Below are 16,144 nucleotides of genomic sequence, written 5' to 3'. Positions count from 1 at the left end.
TCCTTTCGGGGAATGGGCGCGCGGCGATCGCGTCCCTACACTCGAATCAACGTATTCATGGCGGCGCATGGCCGCCACGCCCGGAGAAACGGATGAGTCACTTTCTGGATCGGCTGAAGTTCATGTCGCGCATCAAGTCCACGTTCTCGAATGGACATGGCGCGGTCGTGAACGAAGACCGCAAATGGGAAAACGGCTATCGCAGCCGCTGGCAGCACGACAAGATCGTGCGCTCCACGCATGGCGTGAACTGCACGGGCTCGTGCTCGTGGAAGGTCTACGTGAAGAACGGCCTGATCACGTGGGAAACGCAGCAGACGGATTATCCGCGCACGCGCCCCGATTTGCCGAATCACGAACCGCGCGGGTGTCCGCGCGGCGCGTCGTATAGCTGGTACGTGTATTCCGCGCAGCGCGTGAAGCATCCGATGGTTCGCGGCCGTCTCATCGAAATGTGGCGCGAAGCGCGCAAGACGCTCGATCCGGTCGCGGCGTGGGCGTCCATTTGCGAAGACCCCGTGAAGGCAAAGCGCTACAAGAGCGTGCGCGGCCTCGGCGGTTTCGTGCGCGCCGACTGGGACACCGCGAGCGAGATCATCGCGGCGGCGAATGCGTACACCATTGGCAAGTACGGGCCTGACCGCGTGATCGGTTTCTCGCCGATTCCAGCGATGTCGATGGTTTCCTATGCGGCCGGCGCGCGCTATCTGAGCCTGATCGGCGGCGCATGCCTGTCGTTCTACGACTGGTACTGTGATCTGCCGCCCGCATCGCCGCAAATCTGGGGCGAGCAGACCGACGTGCCCGAATCCGCCGACTGGTACAACTCCACGTACCTGATGGTTTGGGGCTCGAACGTGCCGCAGACGCGCACGCCCGACGCGCACTTCTACACCGAAGTGCGCTACAAGGGCACGAAGACGGTCGCGGTGTCGTCGGATTACGGCGAAATGGTGAAGTTCGGCGACATCTGGCTCGCGCCGAAGCAGGGCACGGACGCCGCGCTCGCCATGGCGATGGGCCACGTCGTGCTGAAGGAATTCCACGCGAGCGGCAAGTCAGCGTACTTCCGTGACTACGTGAAGCGCTATACCGACATGCCGATGCTCGTCGTGCTGCGCGAACACGAAGGCACGCTCGTGCCCGATCATTTCCTGCGCGCATCGCAACTGCAGAACGATCTCGACGAAGCGAACAATCCGCAATGGAAGACGCTCGTCATCGACGAGACGAGCGGCAAGATCGTCGCGCCGAACGGCACGATCGGGTTCCGCTGGGGCGAGGCGAATCACAACGACGGCGCGAAAGTCGGCCGCTGGAACCTCGAACAGAAGGACGGCGGTTCGGGTCGCGACATCGATCCGTGCCTGTCGCTGATCGACGCTCATGACGAAATTGCAGAGGTGAGCTTTCCATACTTCGGCGCGGAGCATGACGCACTGCTCGCGCGTCGCGTGCCGGTGAAGCGCATCACGCTCGCAGACGGCACGGGCGCGCGCGTTGCGACCGTGTACGACTTGCAGATGGCGAACTACGGCGTGGATCAGGGCCTCGGTGGCGCGAACGTCGCGACGTCCTATGACGACGACACCCCGTACACGCCCGCATGGCAGGAAAAGCACACGACCGTGCCACGCCATCTCGTGATCCAGGTGGCGCGTGAGTTCGCCGACAATGCGGACCGTACGCAAGGCAAGAGCATGGTGATCGTCGGCGCAGCGCTGAATCACTGGTATCACAACGACATGATTTATCGCGGCATCATCAACCTTCTGATGATGTGCGGCTGTGTCGGCAAGAGCGGTGGCGGCTGGGCGCATTACGTCGGCCAGGAAAAGCTCCGTCCGCAATTCGGCTGGGCGCCGCTCGCGTTCGCACTCGACTGGTCCCGTCCGCCGCGCCAGATGAACGGCACGTCGTTCTTCTATAACCATACGAGCCAATGGCGTCACGAGAAAGTCGCCGTCGACGAAATTCTCGGGCCGACCGCCGACAAGTCGCGTTACGAGAATCTCTCGATGCTTGACATGAACGCGAAGTCCGAGCGCATGGGCTGGTTGCCCTCGGCGCCGCAACTCGGTGCGAATCCGCTCGATATCGTCGACGCCGCGAAGCGCGCGGGTCGCGATCCGATTGAATACACGGTGGAGCAACTCAAGTCGGGCAAGCTCGATTTCGCATGCGACGACCCCGACAATCCGGCGAACTTCCCGCGCAACATGTTCGTGTGGCGGTCGAATATTCTGGGCAGCTCCGGCAAGGGACACGAATACTTCCTGAAGTATCTTCTCGGCACGCAGAACGCGCTCTTCGGCGATGAGGCCGACGCGATCAAACCCGGCGAAGTGAACGTGCGCGACGCGGCGGAAGGCAAACTCGATCTGCTGACCGTGCTCGATTTCCGTATGAGCACGACTTGCCTCTATGGCGACATCGTGCTGCCGAGCGCGACGTTCTATGAGAAGAACGACCTCAACACGTCGGACATGCATCCGTTCATCCATCCGCTGTCAGAAGCGGTGCAACCGTTATGGGAAAGCAAGAGCGACTGGGAAATTTATAAGACCATCGCGAAGAAGTTTGCGGAAATCGGCGGAAAGCATCTCGGCACGCGCACGGACCTCGTCTGCACGCCGCTCATGCACGACACGCCGGGCGAACTCGGCCAGGCGTTCGAGCCGAAGGACTGGCGTCGCGGCGAATGTGACCTGATCCCCGGCAAGACGGCGCCCTCGATGACGGTCGTCGAGCGCGACTACACCGCGATCTACGAGAAGTTCACGTCGGTCGGTCCGCTGCTGGAGAAACTAGGGAACGGCGGCAAGGGCATCAACTGGAATACGGCGTACGAAGTCGAAGAGCTCGGGAATCTATCCGGTCAGAGCAAGGGACGTCCGCGTCTTGAGACGGCCATCGACGCCGCCGAGATGATTCTCACGTTTGCGCCTGAAACGAACGGCCACGTCGCGGTGAAGGCGTGGGAAGCGCTCTCGAAGATCACGGGACGCGATCATTCGCACCTCGCGCTCGGTCGCGAGCACGACAAGATCCGTTTCCGCGACGTTCAGGCGCAACCGCGCAAGATCATTTCCGCGCCCACATGGTCCGGGCTCGAGTCGGAAGAAGTCAGCTACAACGCGGGCTACACGAACGTTCACGAACTGATTCCATGGCGCACGCTCACGGGGCGTCAGCAGTTCTATCAGGATCACCGCTGGATGCTCGATTTCGGCGAGGGCTCGTGCGTCTACAAGCCCGCGATCGACACGAAAACCATTGCGCCGATGCTCGGTGCAAAGCCTAACGGCGAGCACGAACTGGTGCTGAATTGGATCACGCCGCACCAGAAATGGGGCATTCACTCGACGTACACGGACAACCTGCGCATGCTCACGCTGTCGCGCGGTGGCCCGCATGTGTGGGTCTCGGAAGCGGAAGCAAAGGAAGCCGGTCTCAGGGACAACGACTGGGTCGAAGTGTTCAACGTGAACGGCACGCTGACGGCGCGCGTCGTCGTCAGTCAGCGGGTGCCGCGCGGAATGTGCCTCATGTATCACGCGCAGGAAAAGATCATCAATGTGCCGGGCGCGGAGACGAGCGGCATGCGCGGCGGTATCCATAACTCGGTCACGCGCACAGTGCTCAAGCCGACGCACATGATCGGCGGATATGCGCAACAGGCTTACGGTTTCAACTATTACGGCACCGTGGGCAGCAACCGCGACGAATACGTGATCGTGCGCAAGATGAAGAAAGTCGACTGGCTCGAAGGCCCGCTGAAGGAAGGAGCAGCATCATGAAGATCCGCGCCCAGGTGGCGATGGTCCTGAATCTGGACAAGTGCATCGGCTGCCATACGTGTTCGGTGACGTGCAAGAACGTGTGGACATCGCGCGATGGCGTCGAGTACGCGTGGTTCAACAACGTCGAGACGAAGCCGGGCATCGGCTATCCGAAGCAGTGGGAGAACCAGGAGAAGTGGAACGGCGGCTGGATTCGCAAAAGCGACGGACGCATCGAGCCGCGCCAAGGGCCCAAGCTGAAAGTGCTCGCGAACCTTTTCGCGAATCCGAATCTGCCTGCCATCGACGACTACTACGAGCCGTTTACATACGACTACGAGCGCCTGCAGAACGCGCCGCTTTCGGAAACGCCGCCCACGGCGCGCCCGGTGTCCGCGATCACGGGCAAGAAGATGGACAAGATCCATTGGGGCCCGAACTGGGAAGACGATCTCGGCGGCGAATTCGATTCGCGCGGACGCGACGCTCTGTTCGAAAACGTGCAGAAGGAGATGTACTCGACATTCGAGAACACCTTCATGATGTATCTGCCGCGACTGTGCGAGCACTGCCTGAATCCGGCATGCGTGGCGTCGTGCCCGTCGGGTTCGGTGTACAAGCGCGAAGACGATGGCATCGTGCTCGTCGATCAGGACAAGTGCCGCGGCTGGCGCATGTGCGTGTCCGGTTGCCCGTACAAGAAGATGTATTTCAACTGGAAGTCGGGCAAGGCCGAGAAGTGCGTGTTCTGTTATCCGCGTATCGAAGCGGGTGAGCCGACGGTGTGCTCGGAAACCTGCGTAGGCCGTATCCGCTATCTCGGCGTGATGCTGTACGACGCGGACCGCATTGCCGAGGCTGCGTCGGTCGAAGCGACGACGGATCTCTATCAGTCGCAACTCGATCTGTTCCTCGATCCGCACGACCCGCAAGTTCAGGCCGAAGCGCTCCGTCAGGGCATCGCGCAAAGCTGGCTCGACGCGGCGAAGCGCTCGCCGGTGTATCGCATGGCGTGCGAGTGGAAGGTCGCGTTCCCGTTGCATCCGGAATACCGCACGCTGCCTATGGTCTGGTACGTGCCGCCGCTCTCGCCGATCCAGTCGGCCGCGGATGCCGGTCACATGGGCATGAACGGCGTGATTCCGGACGTGAAGAGCTTGCGCATTCCCATGCGCTATCTCGCGAACCTGCTCACCGCCGGCGACGAGGCGCCGATCGTCTCCGCGCTGAACCGCATGCTCGCGATGCGCGCGTTCAAGCGTGCGCAGAACGTGAACAACGTGAACGATGACGCCGTGCTGAACGATGTCGGCCTCACCGCGTCGCAAGTGGAAGAGATGTATCAATTGATGGCGATCGCCAACTACGAAGACCGTTTCGTCGTGCCGTCGTCGCACAAGGAAATGGCGCAGGACAGCTTTGACGAAAAGGGCAGTTGCGGTTTCTCGTTCGGCAATTGCGGATCATCGGGGGTATCGGACGGATCGCTTTTCGGATCGCGAACGCACGGCGAAGTAAGTTACGCGGCGTTGCCGAAGTCGCGCAAGAAGGCACTGCAGGAAGGCTGACCGAGGATCACACATGTCGCTCTATTCCATACTTTCCGCGCTGCTCGATTATCCCGAGCCCGCGCTTCTTGACGCGCTGCCAGAAATCGAAGCCGCGTTGCACGACTGGCCGCAGGCCCAAACGCGCCTTGCACCGCTCATCGCGTCGCTGAAGCGTCCGCTGATCGAAGTGCAACTTACATACGTGGCCACGTTCGACCGCAATCCGTCGCATTCGCTGCATCTGTTCGAACACGTTCATGGCGAAAGCCGCGATCGCGGTCAGGCGATGGTCGATCTGCTCGACGAGTATCGCGGTCTCGGCCTCGATATCGAATCGAACGAACTGCCCGACTACGTGCCGCTTTTTCTCGAAGCGCTGGGCGCGATCGAGCCGGCCCGCGCGCAGTCGCTGCTCAATGACGCCATTCATGTGCTCGATGCCATCGGTGAACGTCTCGCGCGCAATGAGAGCCCGTATGCCAGGGTTTTCGCGGTGTTGCGCGAGCTCGCGACGGTCGAGCCGCGTCCGCTCACGCAGCCGCCCGTGCGCGACATGGACGAAATGCTCGAAACCTTCGGTCCCGGCGCGGACGGCGTCGAGCCGCTGCTCGCACCGCACATGCGCCAGGATACGCAGACCATTCGCTTTCATCCGCGCGGCGCAATGACTGCCGGCGCGGCCGCTCTTGCCGCAAAGGACGCACGATGAACATGCTCAACTCCTTCTTTTTCGGTATCTATCCGTATATCGCCGCCAGCATCTTTCTCTTCGGCAGCTTCGTGCGTTTCGAACGCGAGCAATATTCGTGGAAGGCGGATAGCACCCAACTCGTCGATCGCGGCAATCTCAGACTTGGCAACATCTTGTTTCACGTCGGGATTCTCGGGCTGTTCTTCGGGCATCTCGTCGGCCTGCTCACGCCGGTCGCCGTATGGGACGCCCTCGGCGTCCAGCATAGCGTCAAGCAGGTATTCGCAATGATCGCTGGGGGTGTAATGGGCACGTTATGCCTCGCAGGATTGCTGATCTTGCTGCATCGACGCTTGACGAGCGCGCGCCTGTCCGCCGTGACGAAAGTCGGCGACCGCGTGTTGTTGCTGTGGATCTTGATCACGCTGCTCCTGGGTCTATCGACGATTGGCGTATCGGCCGGTCACATGGACGGCTCGATGATGGTGCGGCTCATGACCTGGGCCCAGCACATCTTCACGTTCAGAGCCGATGCCGCGCACTATGTCGCAGATGCGCCGCTGCTCTTCCGTATACATTTGTTCATGGGCATGAGTCTCTTCGTGATATTCCCGTTCACGCGTCTCGTGCATGTGTGGAGCGGCTTCGCTTCGCTCGGCTATCTTGGGCGGGCCTGGCAATTGGTCCGCAGCCGCTGATTCCCTTGATCGAGAAGCATGTTCCTGTCGTCGTTTCGCGAACGTCTAACCACACGCATCGTCACGCTGTCGATGGTGTCGCTGGTTCTCGTGCTCGCGATGATCGGCGGGACACTCTGGCTCTCATGGCAACTGCAGGGTGCAGGCGCCGCGATCAACGACGCAGGCAGCCTGCGCATGCGCGCGAACGCAGTCGCAATTGCGCTATTGAAGGGTGAAAAGGCGCCATCGCCGTTGCTGCAACTGCAGATCGAGCAGATGAACGCAACGCTCGACCGCCTGCGTAAAGGCGATCCAGCGCGCCCGCTCTTCCTTCCAGACGATGTCGATGTGCGCCGACAGTTCGATCACGTCGCGAACGCGTGGCATTCGCGACTCGAACCCGATGTTCGCGAGGGCATGGCGAGCGCAGACCCACAGGCGGTAGCGCGCTATCTGCTGCAATTGCGGACTTTCGTCACTGGCGCCGACGACCTCGTCGGCTTGATCGAGCGGGAGAACGCACGCAAGACCGCGTGGCTGCGCACGTCGCAGATGGCGCTTGCGGCGATGGCGTGTATCGGCACCGCGGCGATCGTCTATTTGCTCTTCTTGTGGATCGTCGTGCCCGTTCAGCGCTTGCAGGACGGGCTTGCGCGCATCGAGGCACGCGAGTTCGATGCGCGTCTGCCCGTCGAAACGCAGGACGAGTTCGGACATCTTGCCGCGGGCTTCAATCGCATGGCCGCGGAATTGCAGACGCTCTATCGCGACCTTGCGGGCCGGGTCGAAGCGAAGACCGCCGAGCTGGCCGCGCAGAACCGCGAACTGACGGCCCTTTATGAAATGGCGGCTTTCGTGAATCAGCCGAATGACGTCGACGCGCTGTGCCGAGGCTTTCTTGCACGCCTCATGCGTCAATTCGACGCCGACGGCGCGGCGGTTCGTCTCTTCACCGAAGATGGTCAAGTGCGTCTGATCGGCTCGGAAGGATTGCCGGCCGCGCTGCTTCAGGACGAAAGTTGCTTCGCCGCAGACGCCTGCGCATGCGCGCAGCGTTCATGCCAACGCGCGGGTTTCGCGAGCGTCGCGGCGTTCAGCATCGTTTCGCAAGGCGAGAAGCTCGGCGCGTTCTCGCTGCACTTCGGCGGCGAGCGGACTATTCCCGCAACCGAAGCGCACTTGCTCGAAACACTCGGCACGCACTTCGGCACAGCGCTCAAGAACCGACGGCTTGCGGCATTGGCGCGGCAGCTTGCGGTGTCGGAGGAGCGAAATCTCGTTGCGCAGGGCTTGCATGACAGCATCGCGCAAAGCCTGAACTTCATGAAGATGCAGGTACATCTTCTGGATGCGGCCACGCGCGAAGAACGCATGGACGAAATCCGCGAAATCGTGCCTATGCTTACAGGCGGATTGGCGGAAAGCTACGACGACGTGCGGGAACTCCTGATGAATTTCCGCACCAGGCTCGGCACCGGCGATCTGAGGCGGGCGGTAAACGAATCCGTCGAACGCTTTGGCATGCAAACGGGCATTGCGCCATCGCTCGATTATCGGGAGGAAGGCGGCTTGCCTTTGCCGCCGGATCAGCAGTTGCAAGTGCTTTTCATTTTGCAGGAGGCGCTGTCGAACATTCGCAAACACGCGGAAGCTCAGCGCGTTTTCGTGACGATCGTCAATGGTCGTGACTTTAGCCTCCTTGTCGAAGATGATGGTCAGGGCTACGATCCAAAGGAGATGGCCGTCCTTGGCGAGACGCATGTCGGCTTTCATATCATGCGCGAGCGCGCGCAAAGGCTCGGCGCAATTCTGCGGCTGACCGGAGCGCCAGCATGCGGGGCGCGCGTCGAACTCGTCTTGCCCGCCCCGGCGCGTCAGGCTGTCTGAATATGGTCACGCGCGCTCGCTTCGAGAGCTGCTTCGAGTTGTGTCATGACCATCCGCATTCTGTTGATCGACGACCACGCGTTATTTCGCTCAGGCGTTCACGCGCTCCTGCAACGGCAGTCAGACTTCGAAGTCGTCGGCGAAGCGTCCGACGGGCTCGAAGGTCTCAAGCGCGCCAAGCAATTTCGCCCGGACGTGATTTTGCTCGATCTCAACATGCCCGGACTATCCGGCCTCGAAACGCTCAAGTTGCTCGTGCAGGACGTACCGGAAACGGCGGTCGTCATGCTGACCGTATCCGAAGATCTCGACGAACTTTCATTGGCATTGCGCGATGGCGCGTGCGGCTATCTGCTCAAGAGCATCGAAACGGAGACGCTCGCAAGCGCGATCCGCAAGGCGGCGGGGGGCCAGCCCGTCATCGCGGACGACATGACGGCGAAGCTCATCGCAAGCATGCGTGCACCGAAGGCAGCGCCGGTTCCCGCTCCAGCGGTCGCCGCCGATCCACTCACTACGCGCGAGCGCGACATCATGCGCGAACTGTCGCACGGTGCAAGCAACAAGGAAATCGCGCGCTCGCTGATGCTCGCGGAAAGCACGGTGAAGATCCACGTGCGCAACATTTTGCGCAAGCTCAATCTCACGAGCCGCGTGCAGGTCGCGATATACGCGGTCGGGCACGATGCGGTGCAGGCAACGGAAGCCGTTTGAACGGTCGTCGCGCTGCATCGAAGCTCGGATCACATCAAGCTGTACACCATGAATTCACATCAAACTGATTTGCCCATGACCTCTCACGATCATTCTTTCGCGCCGCTCACGATTCGCGGCCGCAATCTGCTGCCGATCGTGCAGGGCGGCATGGGCGTCGGCATTTCCGCGCATCGGCTCGCGGGCAGCGTCGCGCGAGAAGGCGCGGTCGGCACCATCGCGAGCATCGACTTGCGTCATCATCACGAAGACTTGCTCGCCATGTGCCGCGAAGACCACTCGCGGCCGACGCTCGAGCGCGCCAACCTCATCGCGCTCGCGCGCGAGATCAAGTCGGCGCGCGAGTTGTCGCAAGGACGCGGCATGATCGCCGTGAACGTGATGAAAGCCGTGAGCGCGCACGCCGATTACGTGCGCGTGGCGTGCGAAGAGGGCGCCGATGCCATCGTGATGGGCGCGGGCCTGCCGCTCGACTTGCCCGATCTCACGCAAGGTTGCGATATCGCGCTCATTCCGATTCTCTCCGATAGCCGCGGCGTCACGCTCGTCCTCAAGAAATGGATGAAGAAAGGCCGCTTGCCCGACGCCATCGTGATCGAGCATCCCGGACACGCGGGTGGCCATCTCGGCGTCGCGGACGTCGCCGATATGAACGACGAGCGCTTCGGCTTCGAGCGCGTTCTGAAGGAACTCGATGCATCGTTTGCGGCGCTCGGACTCAAGCGCGAAGACGTGCCGGTGATCGTCGCGGGCGGCATCAACAGCCATGAAGCCGTGCGCAAGTGGCTCACGGCCGGCGCCAACGGCGTGCAGGTCGGCACGCCGTTCGCCGTCACCGAGGAAGGCGACGCGCATCCGGAGTTCAAGCGCGTGCTGGTCGAGGCGGAGCCCGAAGATATCGTCGAGTTCATCAGCGTGACCGGCCTGCCCGCGCGCGCCGTCAAGACGCCGTGGCTCATGCGCTATCTGCGCAACGAAGAACGCATTCGAACGAAAATCGGCGCGCGCAAACAGACGTGTCCGTCGGCGCTCGAATGCCTGAGCGCGTGCGGCTTGCGCGATGGCATCGAGAAATTCGGGCATTTCTGCATCGATACGCGGCTTGCCGCGGCATTGCGGGGCGACGTCGGCAATGGACTGTTCTTCCGCGGGCGCGAAAAACTGCCGTTCGGCGCAGCGATCCGCAACGTGCGCGATCTGATCGAACTCCTGTTGACGGGCGCGACGAAATCGTCCCCGGCGGCGTGCTGAGAAGCGGAAACATCGTGTTTCGCTGCGAGCCGTGACCGATCGTCCCGTTCCTATTGGCTCGGAACGGGGCCGATCTTAGGCTTGATGCCGATTGGCTCGCACGCCGCAATCCACGGAGTACCGCACGATGTCGAAGCGCTTTCCCCTGAACCCAAAGCATCCCGAGCGCAATTGCTGGGGCTGCGATCACTATTGCGCGACGGACGCCATGCGTTGCGGAAACGGTTCGAGCCGGACGCAGCATCCGGCCGAGTTGCTTGGCGAAGACTGGTACGAGCAAGGCGATTGGGGCCTCGAAATCGCCGACAACGCCAAGTCGATTCAACCGTCCGTCGCCAAAGCGCGCTGAATCGCGACTTCAGCGCACGATTTCGCCGATCGTCACTTCAATCACGCCCGCATCTTTCGTCGATACCCGTCCGCTCGATCCGCTCAGATCGCCGGGCGATGGCCGCGCTTTCCCGGACCCCGACACGCGCGCAGCGATGTCGATGCGCTCGAAATCCGAGAGGCGGCGGTTCGGCGTCATCGACATTGAATCGTTGAGATAAACCGTCGCAGGAAGCTGGTTCGCGCTCAGGCGCTGGACCGCGATCGGCATGCGTGAGCCATCATCGGCGAGCGCGTAGACGAAGACCGTATCCGTTGGACGGACGCGCGACGCGAACTCAGGGCTCAACTGCACGCGGACTTCGATCGACGCCGAACCGGTGCCGTCCGCGATCGCCCGCACTTCGTCGATATTCTTCTGCGCCTGCTGCGCGATCTGCGGCGCGAGATCCGGCACCTGCCTCAAACGCTCCCAGTATCCGATGGCTTGCGTGTATTCGCGCCGGTCGAATGCCGCCGATGCAGCCAGCGCCAGCGCTTTCGGCTGCGTCGCGTCGAGCGCGAGCGCCGAGTGGATGACCTCCAGCGCCGCGTCGTTGAGATCGCCGCCGGTCGCGCTCGCGATGGCATCGGCGTAATCGGCAAGCAATTCGGCATCGCGCGGATTCAGCGCAACCGCCCGCCGATACGCCTGCGCGGCATCGTCGGCGCGCGTCAGCACCATGTACGAACGCGCGAGCATCGTCCAGCCTTGGGCGTCGTCGGGATTGCGCCGCAACCGCGCGGCCAGAAGACTGACGGCCGCTTCCATCGACCGGGGCGTGTCCGCGTGTTCGCTCGCCGATGAACCCGCCGCCGCTTGAATCGCGAGCGCCGCCGGATCGCCGACACGCATGTAAAGCGTCAGCGCGGACGCCGGCACGAGCGCGATCAGCAAGCCGGCGAGCGCGGCGTGCGTCGTTCGCTGATTCGCGACGCGCGCGCGCAACAGCGGCGGCACGACGCATGCGAGCGCGGCGAAGAGCATCGCGGCAACGATCAGCCAGAACGGGATCATCGGCTCATGCTCCTTTTTCTTCGGGTCTGATGCGCGCGCCGGATATGCAGCGCCATCGCAACCGCGCCCGCCGCGAGCACGGCGAACGGCCCGAACCACAGCGCCCACGTGACGGGCTTCACGGGCGGCCGATACAGCACGAAGTCGCCGTATCGGCGCACCATGTACGCCTGAATCTGCTCGTCGCTCGCGCCTTGCCCGACTTGCTCACGAATGCGCGCGCGCAGATCGGCGGCGAGATCGGCGGTCGAATCGGCGAGGCTCTGGTTCTGGCACACCACGCAGCGGAAATGCTCCGCGAGATGGCGCGCGCGTTCGTCATCGGGCGATTGCTGCGCCTGAGCGCACCCGATGCACGCAGCGATCATCCACGCAAGCCGCCTAATCACGCGCGTTCTCCTTTTGCAGCTTGCCGACGAGCGGACCAATCACGCCATCGATCGACGCGCGCGTGAGCGGACCCGCCTGCCGATAGCGCACGACGCCCGCGCGATCGATCACGAACGTCTCCGGCACGCCGTACACGCCATAGTCGATGCCGGTGAGCCCGTCGCGATCGACGAACGACGTCACGTACGGATTGCCCGCCGTCTCGAGCCATTGCAGCGCAGGCGCACGTTCGTCGCGGTAGTTCAGGCCGTACACCGGCGCCGCGCCGCTCGCCGCGAAATCCATCAGGACGGCATGCTCATCGCGGCACGCTTCGCACCACGACGCCCACACGTTCAGAATCCACACCTGTCCGCGCAGCGCGTGCGACGACATCGTCCGGTTCGCGGCATCGAGACGCGGCAGATCGAACTCCGGCGCGGGTTTGCCGATGAGCGCGGAAGGCAGGCGACGCGGATCGTGGCGCAAACCGGCCGCGAGCACCGCGACGAGCAGACCGAACACGGCGAGCGGAATCAGAAAGCGCTTCATCGTCCTGTCTCGCCGATGCTTCGCGGCGGTTCCACGGCAATCGCAACGGCGGCGGCCCGTTGCGGCGCGCGCAGCTTCGCGTAACGCCGATCCGCCGCCGCGAGCAGGCCGCCGAGCGCCATCAACACGCAGCCGCCCCAGATCCAGCGCACGAACGGCTTGATCTGGATGCGCACGGTCCACGCGCCGCCGCCCGCCGGCTGATCGAGCGCGACGTACAGATCGCGCAGCACGCCGCGATCGATGGCGGCTTCGGTCGTCGGCGTGTTGGAGACGAGGAATTCGCGTTTCTCCGGATGCAGTGTCGCGATAGCTTTGCCGTCGCGCGTCACCGCGATCGTCGCACGCGTCGCGCGATAGTTCGGTCCGTCGATCGCGCGAACGTCGTCGAGCCGGAAGCGATATCCGCCCGCATCGACGCTCTCGCCGGGCGCGAGCCGCGCGTCGCGTTCGACGGGAAAGCCCTTCACCATCGTCACGCCGACGACGAACACGCCGACGCCCGCGTGTGCGAGCCACATGCCGACGGTCGCGAGCCGCACGCGCTGCCGTCCCTTGATGATGCGCTCGATCACGCTCGTCGCGATCGTCGCGAACGTCCACGCGGCGAGCAGCAAGCCGAGGCTCACGAACGGACGCGACACGCCGGGCACGAACGCGCTCGCCACGCTCACGAGCGCGGCCCAGCGCAGCCGCACGGCAAGCTGCGGCAGACGCGCGGCCTTCCAGCGCGCGAGCGGCCCGACGCCCATCAGAAAGATCGCGGGTGTCATCAGCGGGACGAACACGCTGTCGAAGTACGGCGCGCCGACGGAAATCTTGTCGAGATCGAGCGCGTCGAGGACCATCGGATAGAGCGTGCCGAGCATCACCGATGCAGCGGCGACGAGCATCAGCAGATTGTTCGACAGCAGCAACGCCTCGCGGGATACGGGCTCGAAACCGACCGCCGACACGGCTCGCGGCGCGCGCCACGCGAACAGCGCGAGACCGCCGCCCGAAAACAGCGCGAGCAACGCGAGGATGAACACGCCGCGCGCCGGATCGGACGCGAAGCCGTGCACCGATGTCACGACGCCCGAGCGCACGAGAAACGTGCCGAGCAACGAGAGCGAGAACGCGCAGATCGCGAGCAGCGCGCTCCACGCGCGGAACGCGCCGCGCTTGGCGGTCGCGGCGAGCGAATGGATCAGCGCGGTGCCGACGAGCCACGGCATGAACGACGCGTTTTCGACCGGATCCCAGAACCACCATCCGCCCCAGCCGAGTTCGTAGTACGCCCACGCGCTGCCGAGCATGATGCCGAGCGTCAGGAACGTCCACGCGGCGAGCGTCCACGCGCGCGAGGCGCGCGCCCAGGCGGAGTCGAGCTTGCCATCGAGCAGCGCGGTGATGGCGAACGCGAACGCCACCGAAAAGCCGACGTAGCCCATGTACAGCAGCGGCGGATGAATCACCATGCCGGGATCCTGCAACAGCGGATTGAGATCGCGGCCGTTCATCGCGGGCGGCATGATGCGCGTGAACGGATTCGACGTCAGCAGCATGAAAAGCAGAAAGCCCGCGTCGATCCAGCTCATCACGCCGAGCACGCGCGCCGCGAACGGCAACGGCAGGCGCTTGCCGAAGCACACGACCGCGCTCATCCAGAGCGTGAGCAGCAGCGCCCACAGCAGCAGCGAGCCTTCGTGACCGCCCCAGACCGCGGTGAACCGGTAAATGGCCGGCAGCGCCGAGTTCGAATTGCCGACGACGTAGATCACGGAAAAATCGTCGTCGAGAAACGACGCCGCGAGACAGCCGAACGCGATCGCGACGAAGCCGAATTGCCCGCACGCGGCGGGCGCGGCGACGCGCATCCATCCTTCGATGGCAAGTCGCGCGCCGAGCATCGGCACGATGCCCGCGACGAGCGCGAGCAGCATCGCGAGGATGAGCGCGAAATGGCCGATCTCGGGGATCATCGGCGCGCTCCCGCGTTCCCGTCCGCCGATGCGCGCGCTTCACGCAGCGCGCGTTCGAGTGGCGGCGGCGTGTACTTTTCGTCGTGCTTGGCCAGGACTTCGTCGGCGTGAAAACGTCCGTCGGCGCCGAGCGTGCCTTGCGCGACGACGCCGCTGCCTTCGCGAAAGAGATCGGGCAGCGCGCCCGTGTAGACGACAGGAATCGACGCGCGCCCGTCCGTGACGACGAAGCTCACCGTGCGGCTGTCGGCGTGCTTCAAGAGCGATCCGCGTTCGACGAGTCCGCCGAGCCGGAAGCGCTGCGTGCGCGTTTCCTCGTGCGACGCGATCTCGCTCGGGCTGACGAAGAACATCACGTTGGCGCGGAACGCGTTGAGGACGAACGCGCACGCGAGCGCGGCGCTCGCGAGGCCGAGCGCGATGAACGCGAAGCGGCGATGGCGCGCTTTCATCGGCGCAGCGCGCGGTGGACGAGCCACGCCTCCGCGCCCATCAGCAGAAAAGTGATCGCGAACGCGGCGCAAAGCAGCGGATTCGCGGCGAGCATCGTCGGGACGGATGCGAGCGTGTTCATGCGGCACGCTCCTCGATTCGCGACGGACGCTCGTCGCTCGCGCGCACGCGTTCGGCCGCGCGCAGGATGACGCGCGCGCGCGCCAACGCCACGGCGATCGCATACGACCAGAATCCCGCCGTCATCACGACGATGCCCCAAGCCATCGACGTTTCCATCGCGACGCCGCTGCCGAATCCGAGCGACGGTCCTTGATGCAGCGTGTACCACCATTGCACGGAAAAATAGATGATCGGGACATTCACGACGCCGATCAGCGCGAGCACCGAGCACGCGCGATCGGCGCGGCGGGTGCCGTCGATGGCCGCGTGCAGCGCGAGATAGCCGACGTACAGGAAGAACAGGATCAACTCCGACGTGAGCCGCGCGTCCCAGACCCACCATGTGCCCCACGTCGGCTTGCCCCACAACGCGCCCGAAATCAGCGCGATCGCCGTGAACGACGCGCCGGTCGGGGCGAGCGCGCGGGCCATCATCGCGCAAAGGCGCGCGTTCATCGCGAGATGCAGCGCGCTGTACGCGGCCATCACGAGGTAGATGAGCATCGACATCCACGCGGCGGGCACATGCACGAACATGATGCGGTAGATGTCGCGTTGCAGCGCATCGGCGGGCGCGACGCCGAGGCCGATCACGAGTCCCATCGCGATGAACACGACCGACGCGAACGCGAACCACGGCGTCGCGCGCGCGGCGAAGCGTTCGAAGTTGCGGGCGGACGCGTAGCGGAACCAGTTCATAGG

15 protein-coding genes are annotated in these 16,144 nt (G+C 63.7%); 8 read left to right on the top strand and 7 right to left on the bottom strand.

The window, feature by feature from the left end; genetic code table 11:
• Positions 1-92 precede the first annotated feature (92 nt).
• The 8 genes from NCS67_RS23860 to NCS67_RS23825 all read left to right on the top strand — a co-directional run bounded on the left by NCS67_RS23860 (position 93) and on the right by NCS67_RS23825 (position 10,904).
• Entirely contained in the window at positions 93-3,800 is a 3,708-nt protein-coding gene (locus NCS67_RS23860) for a nitrate reductase subunit alpha (RefSeq protein ID WP_250436897.1), read from the top strand.
• Positions 3,797-5,350, top strand: coding sequence for a nitrate reductase subunit beta (gene narH, locus NCS67_RS23855; RefSeq protein WP_250436896.1), 1,554 nt, complete (start codon positions 3,797-3,799; stop codon positions 5,348-5,350). Before NCS67_RS23860 ends, narH begins: the two co-directional genes overlap by 4 nt.
• 13 nt (positions 5,351-5,363) lie before the next feature.
• Positions 5,364-6,041: a nitrate reductase molybdenum cofactor assembly chaperone gene (narJ, locus tag NCS67_RS23850; protein WP_250436895.1), complete on the top strand. Its 678-nt coding sequence runs from the start codon at positions 5,364-5,366 to the stop codon at positions 6,039-6,041.
• A complete protein-coding gene (narI, locus tag NCS67_RS23845) occupies positions 6,038-6,721 on the top strand; it encodes a respiratory nitrate reductase subunit gamma (protein WP_250436894.1) in 684 nt (227 codons plus the stop codon). The genes narJ and narI overlap by 4 nt, the downstream gene beginning before the upstream one ends.
• An 18-nt stretch (positions 6,722-6,739) precedes the next feature.
• Positions 6,740-8,590 (top strand): type IV pili methyl-accepting chemotaxis transducer N-terminal domain-containing protein, encoded by a 1,851-nt coding sequence (locus NCS67_RS23840; protein ID WP_008349083.1) that lies wholly within the window; start codon positions 6,740-6,742, stop codon positions 8,588-8,590.
• 45 nt (positions 8,591-8,635) lie between these two features.
• Positions 8,636-9,304 (top strand): response regulator, encoded by a 669-nt coding sequence (locus NCS67_RS23835; RefSeq protein ID WP_175982649.1) that lies wholly within the window; start codon positions 8,636-8,638, stop codon positions 9,302-9,304.
• Positions 9,305-9,379: 75 nt separating this feature from the next.
• The gene (locus tag NCS67_RS23830) at positions 9,380-10,555 is read left to right on the top strand and encodes an NAD(P)H-dependent flavin oxidoreductase (protein WP_175982648.1); all 1,176 of its coding nucleotides are present in this window, start codon (positions 9,380-9,382) and stop codon (positions 10,553-10,555) included.
• A 127-nt stretch (positions 10,556-10,682) separates the two neighbouring features.
• Complete coding sequence (locus NCS67_RS23825) at positions 10,683-10,904, top strand: DUF3079 domain-containing protein (RefSeq protein ID WP_008349074.1); 222 nt, start codon at positions 10,683-10,685, stop codon at positions 10,902-10,904.
• 9 nt (positions 10,905-10,913) lie between these two features.
• Here NCS67_RS23825 and NCS67_RS23820 read toward each other — a convergent pair whose 3' ends face one another.
• From NCS67_RS23820 to ccmC, 7 genes are read right to left on the bottom strand one after another with little or no spacing between them, the layout of a single operon-like run.
• Positions 10,914-11,942 carry a tetratricopeptide repeat protein gene (locus tag NCS67_RS23820; RefSeq protein ID WP_250436893.1) on the bottom strand — a complete coding sequence of 343 codons (1,029 nt, stop codon included), beginning with the start codon at positions 11,940-11,942 and terminating at the stop codon, positions 10,914-10,916.
• A complete protein-coding gene (locus tag NCS67_RS23815; protein WP_008349071.1) occupies positions 11,939-12,331 on the bottom strand; it encodes a cytochrome c-type biogenesis protein in 393 nt (130 codons plus the stop codon). The genes NCS67_RS23820 and NCS67_RS23815 overlap by 4 nt, the downstream gene beginning before the upstream one ends.
• Positions 12,324-12,863 (bottom strand): DsbE family thiol:disulfide interchange protein, encoded by a 540-nt coding sequence (locus NCS67_RS23810; RefSeq protein ID WP_250436892.1) that lies wholly within the window; start codon positions 12,861-12,863, stop codon positions 12,324-12,326. Before NCS67_RS23810 ends, NCS67_RS23815 begins: the two co-directional genes overlap by 8 nt.
• Positions 12,860-14,827, bottom strand: coding sequence for a heme lyase CcmF/NrfE family subunit (locus tag NCS67_RS23805; RefSeq protein ID WP_250436891.1), 1,968 nt, complete (start codon positions 14,825-14,827; stop codon positions 12,860-12,862). The genes NCS67_RS23810 and NCS67_RS23805 overlap by 4 nt, the downstream gene beginning before the upstream one ends.
• The gene (gene ccmE / locus NCS67_RS23800) at positions 14,824-15,279 is read right to left on the bottom strand and encodes a cytochrome c maturation protein CcmE (protein WP_175982644.1); all 456 of its coding nucleotides are present in this window, start codon (positions 15,277-15,279) and stop codon (positions 14,824-14,826) included. Before ccmE ends, NCS67_RS23805 begins: the two co-directional genes overlap by 4 nt.
• On the bottom strand, positions 15,276-15,401 hold the full coding sequence (locus NCS67_RS31940; RefSeq protein ID WP_268811663.1) for a hypothetical protein: 126 nt from the start codon (positions 15,399-15,401) through the stop codon (positions 15,276-15,278). The genes ccmE and NCS67_RS31940 overlap by 4 nt, the downstream gene beginning before the upstream one ends.
• Entirely contained in the window at positions 15,398-16,141 is a 744-nt protein-coding gene (gene ccmC, locus NCS67_RS23795; protein ID WP_008349063.1) for a heme ABC transporter permease CcmC, read from the bottom strand. The genes NCS67_RS31940 and ccmC overlap by 4 nt, the downstream gene beginning before the upstream one ends.
• Positions 16,142-16,144: the final 3 nt, after the last annotated feature.

Origin of the sequence: Caballeronia sp. ATUFL_F2_KS9A (genome assembly GCF_023630765.1) — a bacterium.
Classification (GTDB): Bacteria; Pseudomonadota; Gammaproteobacteria; order Burkholderiales; family Burkholderiaceae; genus Caballeronia; species Caballeronia zhejiangensis.
The sequence above is the reverse complement of the archived record's forward strand: the minus strand, read 5'-3'. Positions and strand labels throughout refer to the sequence as shown.

Excerpts from the sequence above, each read along its gene's own strand:
- NCS67_RS23860 (WP_250436897.1), top strand. The coding sequence starts at position 93 with ATGAGTCACTTTCTGGATCGGCTGAAGTTCATGTCGCGCATCAAGTCC.
- narH (WP_250436896.1), top strand. The coding sequence starts at position 3,797 with ATGAAGATCCGCGCCCAGGTGGCGATGGTCCTGAATCTGGACAAGTGC.
- narJ (WP_250436895.1), top strand. The coding sequence starts at position 5,364 with ATGTCGCTCTATTCCATACTTTCCGCGCTGCTCGATTATCCCGAGCCC.
- narI (WP_250436894.1), top strand. The coding sequence starts at position 6,038 with ATGAACATGCTCAACTCCTTCTTTTTCGGTATCTATCCGTATATCGCC.
- NCS67_RS23840 (WP_008349083.1), top strand. The coding sequence starts at position 6,740 with ATGTTCCTGTCGTCGTTTCGCGAACGTCTAACCACACGCATCGTCACG.
- NCS67_RS23835 (WP_175982649.1), top strand. The coding sequence starts at position 8,636 with ATGACCATCCGCATTCTGTTGATCGACGACCACGCGTTATTTCGCTCA.
- NCS67_RS23830 (WP_175982648.1), top strand. The coding sequence starts at position 9,380 with ATGACCTCTCACGATCATTCTTTCGCGCCGCTCACGATTCGCGGCCGC.
- NCS67_RS23825 (WP_008349074.1), top strand. The coding sequence starts at position 10,683 with ATGTCGAAGCGCTTTCCCCTGAACCCAAAGCATCCCGAGCGCAATTGC.
- NCS67_RS23820 (WP_250436893.1), bottom strand. The coding sequence starts at position 11,942 with ATGATCCCGTTCTGGCTGATCGTTGCCGCGATGCTCTTCGCCGCGCTC.
- NCS67_RS23810 (WP_250436892.1), bottom strand. The coding sequence starts at position 12,863 with ATGAAGCGCTTTCTGATTCCGCTCGCCGTGTTCGGTCTGCTCGTCGCG.
- NCS67_RS23805 (WP_250436891.1), bottom strand. The coding sequence starts at position 14,827 with ATGATCCCCGAGATCGGCCATTTCGCGCTCATCCTCGCGATGCTGCTC.
- ccmE (WP_175982644.1), bottom strand. The coding sequence starts at position 15,279 with ATGAAAGCGCGCCATCGCCGCTTCGCGTTCATCGCGCTCGGCCTCGCG.
- NCS67_RS31940 (WP_268811663.1), bottom strand. The coding sequence starts at position 15,401 with ATGAACACGCTCGCATCCGTCCCGACGATGCTCGCCGCGAATCCGCTG.
- ccmC (WP_008349063.1), bottom strand. The coding sequence starts at position 16,141 with ATGAACTGGTTCCGCTACGCGTCCGCCCGCAACTTCGAACGCTTCGCC.